The organism is Caballeronia sp. BR00000012568055 (assembly GCF_029439455.1).
Lineage (GTDB): Bacteria > Pseudomonadota > Gammaproteobacteria > Burkholderiales > Burkholderiaceae > Caballeronia.
In genome coordinates, this window is the sequence record NZ_JAQFVG010000090.1 from 1 (window position 1) to 2,878 (window position 2,878).

The 2,878-nt window shown below is 63.6% G+C and carries 1 protein-coding gene and 1 pseudogene; both read right to left on the bottom strand.

Features of this window, described 5'->3' with window-relative positions; translation table 11 throughout:
• Positions 1–508 (bottom strand): annotated as a pseudogene (locus P7F28_RS05945) (hypothetical protein); the annotation flags it as partial.
• Positions 509–653: 145 nt separating this feature from the next.
• Entirely contained in the window at positions 654–2,780 is a 2,127-nt protein-coding gene (locus tag P7F28_RS05950; RefSeq protein ID WP_306805795.1) for a hypothetical protein, read from the bottom strand.
• Positions 2,781–2,878 lie beyond the last annotated feature (98 nt).

The window sequence follows — 2,878 nt, forward strand, 5'->3', positions numbered from 1 at the left end:
GAATCATGGTGAAGCCGTCGATGGCCCAGCCTTCGCCGGGAAAGCCGACAATCTGCCGCACGAGTTCGACCGTATCGGCGATGCGCGTGGGCGCTTTGAACATGACGGTGAGGCCGGGACGCGCGTTATCGGTCCATTCGCCGGGCGGCAATACACGGCCGACGAAGGCATCCGTTTGCGAGGCGGCGTTGGCCAGTGAGAAGACGCTGGCGGCGAGTGCGGCTGCATCGAAACCGATTGCGGCTTTTACTTCGAGACCGACCGAGAGTTCCTGACTGGCGCCATAGCGCCCGAGCACCGGACGCAAAATGATTTCGCGCACGCGCGGGTCGCTGTTCAGCAGCGTGACCAGCGGATCAACGAAGTCTTTGAAACGTGCGCCAACCGGATAAACACGCGAGGCCGGGATCGTCGGTGCACCATGACCGCGCAGACGCGCGAGGCCGCCCGCGGTCGCCTGCTGCGTCAAACCTACGAAGTAGTGATCTGCTGCACCCGCGTCGGCCATCGCCGTTCCCCGTGAATCTCGAATTTTGTGTGTTGGATACGTCGGAGAGTGTAGCGACGCGCGGCGCGGTCAAAGGCTCGAAGATAGCGCCAAACAGGCGACTATTCGATGCTTTGCCGCGCCACGCAATTGACATCCAGCCGTGCTATTTCGCGATACCCACGCGCTCGCAACCCGCGCCCGCGCCATTCGCGCCCTGCGTGTATTGCAGGCGATATCCGCCGTTGGCAAGTCCATGCTTCGACGCCAGCACGATCTGGCCGAGCGTGCTCTTGGTGGCCTTGCGATACATCGACGACTGCTGCTCGATGATGTAGTCCGCGAGTTCCGGATTCGCCCGCGCCGCGTCCGCCCCGACGATGCGCCGCACGTCCGACACGCTGCCGCGATACCAGCCATAGAACGGCCGATACGCCGGACCCGCATAGTGGCTGTCGATGATCATGTACGGATCGTTCGCGGTCAGCGCGGCGAGCACATCGTCATTGCCGAGAATGTAGGCGAGATCGCCGCCCAGACGCGAACCCGGCTCGCCGATATGCGCCGGATCGTAGCGCCAGCCTTCCGGCCCGTTGCGCAGTTCCGACCACTTCTTGCCCGTCCACGTAATCACGTGCGACAAGCCGATGCTCGAGGTCGCCGTTTCCGGAATCGCCTTGCCGTCCTTCTTCGGCGGCGACAGCGTGATGTAAAGCAGATCGCCCGGCAGCAGGAATTTCGACGTCGTGTCGAAATTGCCGTGGTTGATGTCGAGCAACACGCCGGTTTGCGTCGGGCCAGCCCATAGCGGCGTGCTCTTCGCGCCTGCGGGCGTCATGCAGGCCTGCGTGCTAATGCCGGTTTCGACTTCGGTATGGTCCTTGGTCAGGCCCGCGAAGTTGTAGACCCAGGCGGTAAAGTCGGAGCAGTCCACGCCATGCCATTGCACCTGCGCGGGCGGCAATGCGGCGGGCGTTCCTTGTCCCTGATACTGCACGATCTGCGAGCCGTCCACGCCGCTGCGCTGCGCGGTACACGTCATGCCGTACTTCTGCGTCGAACTGCCCTTCCCGCCCGATGTGCTCCCCGCCGACGAATTGCGATACTTCGGGTCCGCGAGCGCGGAATCGTCGGGCGGCAGCCAGCCGGGAATATGGTGGTGACAGTAGTTGATGTTCTGATCGACCCAGAAGTTTTCTACCGCCATCACCAGTTCACGCCGGAACGCGTCGATATCCGAGCAGCCTGCGGGCGCCTGGATTGCGCCGTATTGGCCGGCAATCGGGCCCCAGCTGCTGACGGTCTTGTAGGTCGTCCAGTTCGTCTTGGTGAGACCGCCGGTAAGCGTGGCCTGCACGTCATCGCGGCGGCCCTGGAACAGCGCGAGGTTATCGCTCAGCAAGGTATTGCGATCGCCGCACGTGCTGGCGCTGCTCGTCGCGGTCTGCGCCGCGCCCGGCATGACCGGCGCGATCTGCGCGACCGAGGTGATGCCCGAGCGATTGAGCGCGTTGGTCATATGCGTGGCCGCGCCCGTGGTGATCGAACAATTGCCGCTGTTCGGCGCGTTGAGCGTGCCGTCGCTGGCCATGTCGCCCGCGCCGGTATTGCACGAACTCAGCGTGTCGCCATTGGCCGCCTGCGCGACGATACTCTGCGTGCTCGCGTCGATGGTGCTGCCGCTCGCCACGCGGCTTTCCGACTCCGCGCCGAGCGCGAGGCTCATTTTCGCGCCGTCGGAAACGGTCGCGGTCGTGCCTGCCGCGACGAAGGTCGGCGTGGTCTGCTGCACGTCGATATCGCCGGCGAAGGCGTTCACGCGCGAAATCGCCGCTGCAATATTCGATGCGTTGAGTCCGCCCGCGTTGCGCGCATCGGCCACGATCGCGTTGGAATAGGCCGTGACCACCATCTGCGACGGCGCGTTCAGATAGACCGCATCGAGTTCGCCGGAAAGGTTCGAGGTGCTGCCATCTGCTTCTTCGGTAAAGCTGCCGCCCGTCACGCGCACCAGCAGCGGGTAATTCAGGCTGCCGCGCAGTTTGAAGCTGCCATCGCTTTCCGTGGTGGCGGTGGCGGAAGATTTATCGGAAACCGTACCATCGGCGGCGATCTCATACGCGGACACCGATGCGTTCGCAACCGGTCCCATGTAGACACCGCCCGAGGTGGACGGCGAAGATCCGCCACATGCGGACACGAACAAAGAAAGTGCAGCGCTCGCTGCGGCGGTGAGAAGAACTGGCTTCACGATGACCTTGCAGAAAAAGATACCGGGCGCTGCGGGTCGCATGAAGGATCACACCGCACAGCACATGACTGATCGGCACAGCGCATCAGCGCCATGACCGATTGTCATGAGAGTACGTGCTGAGGCAGGTTAGCAATCGG